The following is a 2,340-nucleotide window of genomic DNA, read 5'->3' as shown; positions in this document are numbered from 1 at the left end:
GCCCGCTCGACGCTATGAGATCAACCGCTTGCCGCTTGTAGTCGTCCGCAAACGACCGACGTTGACGTCCTTCCATCCGACACCTCCTGGCTCTTCGAGCCCACTACAGGTGTCCATCAATTCGGAGGAGGTTCATGATTGCCGCCCAAGCTGCCCGCTGCCCAATGGCGCGACATGGTCGGCGAGCCAACCATCGCAGATGCTATCCTCGACCGGATCATCCACAACTCCCACCGTATCGCCCTCAAAGGCGACAGCATGCGAAGGAAAAAAGCTGCGCGCCCCTTGACCGACGTCGAAAACAGCGAAACGAATACCAACTGACTTCAACAACCAGGCAACCAAAAGCCAGCGCCCGCCACGCTGTCCGCGATTTAGCGAAACTGCTGTCCGTCAGGTAGCGAAACTGCTGTCCCGTTTTTGCGAAATACGCAGCATTCCTCTCCTTTTGCAATCAGCACCCGAACCTACCGGCTCAAGGTGGCAGCCCCGACCTTCTCAGAAATTCAACAGAACCAGGAACATCGCCAGTCACCTTTCCTCCTCACCCAGCCAGACGGGCGTATGAGGAAATGGAGGTCTCTAAACCCTTTCTTGCTGACTGGTCAGCCTTTCGTAAGTTCGTTTACCTAGTACAAAGCCCGATGCGGACGGTGATCGTCGCCTGAGGGTAGCAGACGAAAGGTCAAGGCACTCCGCACTTTATATTTTCGAGTGGAGATCGGTATGGATGGTTCGCAGTTCAATCCTCGGCAGTTGAGCCCGTTTATGCTAGGTTTCCCGAAGAATACGGATTTGCCGCTAGAGCAACGGGTCGCCGACGCAAGGCTGCAAGCGAGCTTTGAGCAGCAGTTGGGCCAGTCGCAACCCACTTCGTCTGAGGAGCATGGCGGAGACGTCCGGAGCGGCCCCGGTTGCGTCCCGTTCGGTGCCGCGGAGGCGGTGGCGCACGGACCTGGCCCACGGCCGAAAAGTAGAGGGCCGCAGCCGGCGGAGGTCCGCGTAAGCGCCAAGCGCAACCGCTCCGAGCCCTTTGCCGAGGACGAGGAGCTTGTTTCCACCTTCAAGAAAGCGGCCCTTCATTCGAAGGCGGAGTTGAGGAACTTCAAGAGAATGGTGAGTGATCTGCACCATTTAAGTCGCTGGCTTCGCCAAGAAAATCGGAGTCCGATATCCGGCCGGTTTAACCCTGATTCTCCTGGGCATGGTTCTTTTGTTGCTGATGTGCAGGACTATCTCAGGGATGGTGGGCGCATTGCTGTCGTTTGGCAGCTGAACAAGGTTGCGCCTGGAAGCCTTCCGTCGCGAGAGCAGATAATGGAGGAGCTCCCTGCCGAAGACGCGGATCTCTTGGCAAGGTTCCGGGTAAATGCCGAGGAAGGCAACGTTGCCTCAGGCGTCATCACTAAAGCTCTTTCCGGATTTAGAACGTTTGCTCGGTGGCTCCAAGATAATAATAAGGGCACCTTGGCTTCTCTATTGCGAGGCGGTCCACTAGATGATGAAATTTCGGCGTACAGGAGCGTGGGGCGGGACCCTCGGAATCGGCTTAAATCGACTTTGAACTATCTCAGGGCGGTCTTGCCCGGGTGTGAAGAAACCAAAGGACTCGAATGCCGTGGCGTTGGTCGTCCTCGTTACCTGGCTCTTCATCCCGAAGACGCCGCCCTGATCGATGGTGCGCTTGGCCAAGCCTTGAAAGATCTTAAAACCCCGACTGCGAAGCTAAGGGAATCTTGCTTCAAGCGGGCTGCATATCTTCGTTTCCTGAGTGCGTGGCTTAAAGGAAATGGCGGGAAGAGCATAGCTGGCCGACTCAATGGCTCTAACGCGGAGCAGTTAATGCTGCACAACGATGCGGAAACATTCAAACTGACGGGAGGCAGATTATACGGTCCTGATTTGTCACATCTTCGGAGCTACTTAAAACTCGTCGAAGCGAACCAAGCCCTTGGCCTGCAAACCCGTGAGCGGTCGGCTTTGCCAGTCGGGCTATGCGCTGTGCGGTCCAGCACGCCGCGGTCGCTTCCCGCAACCCAAACCACCGCGAGCCAGGGAGCTTGGGCTCGGTTGAGACTGGAGACGCGAGAACCCGCGTCACCATCAATTGGTAGAGCTGCCTCAGACACCTACGGCGGTCTTGCGTCATTTGTTGATCTGAATGTGCCGACGCCGTTCGAACTGCGCGATGATGCTCACTTTGGGCCCGGGCCCTCTGCCAGAGCGCGTTCAGACACCTTTGGGGGTCTTGCGTCATTTGTTGATCTGAATGCGCCGACGCCGTCCGAACTGCGCGATGATGCTCACTTTGGGCCCGGGCCCTCTGCCAGAGCGCGTTCA

The 2,340-nt window shown here is 57.2% G+C and carries 1 protein-coding gene and 1 pseudogene; both read left to right on the top strand.

Going from position 1 to position 2,340, the window contains the following annotated elements; translation table 11 throughout:
• Positions 1–138 precede the first annotated feature (138 nt).
• A complete protein-coding gene (locus AC630_RS47645; RefSeq protein ID WP_083636600.1) occupies positions 139–324 on the top strand; it encodes an ATP-binding protein in 186 nt (61 codons plus the stop codon).
• 402 nt (positions 325–726) lie between these two features.
• Positions 727–2,340: pseudogene (locus AC630_RS46555) on the top strand (hypothetical protein); the annotation flags it as partial.

It is taken from the genome of Bradyrhizobium sp. AS23.2 (assembly GCF_001908185.1).
Lineage (GTDB): Bacteria > Pseudomonadota > Alphaproteobacteria > Rhizobiales > Xanthobacteraceae > Bradyrhizobium.
Note: the sequence above shows the minus strand (reverse complement) of the source record. Positions and strands in the feature narration are given on the sequence as shown.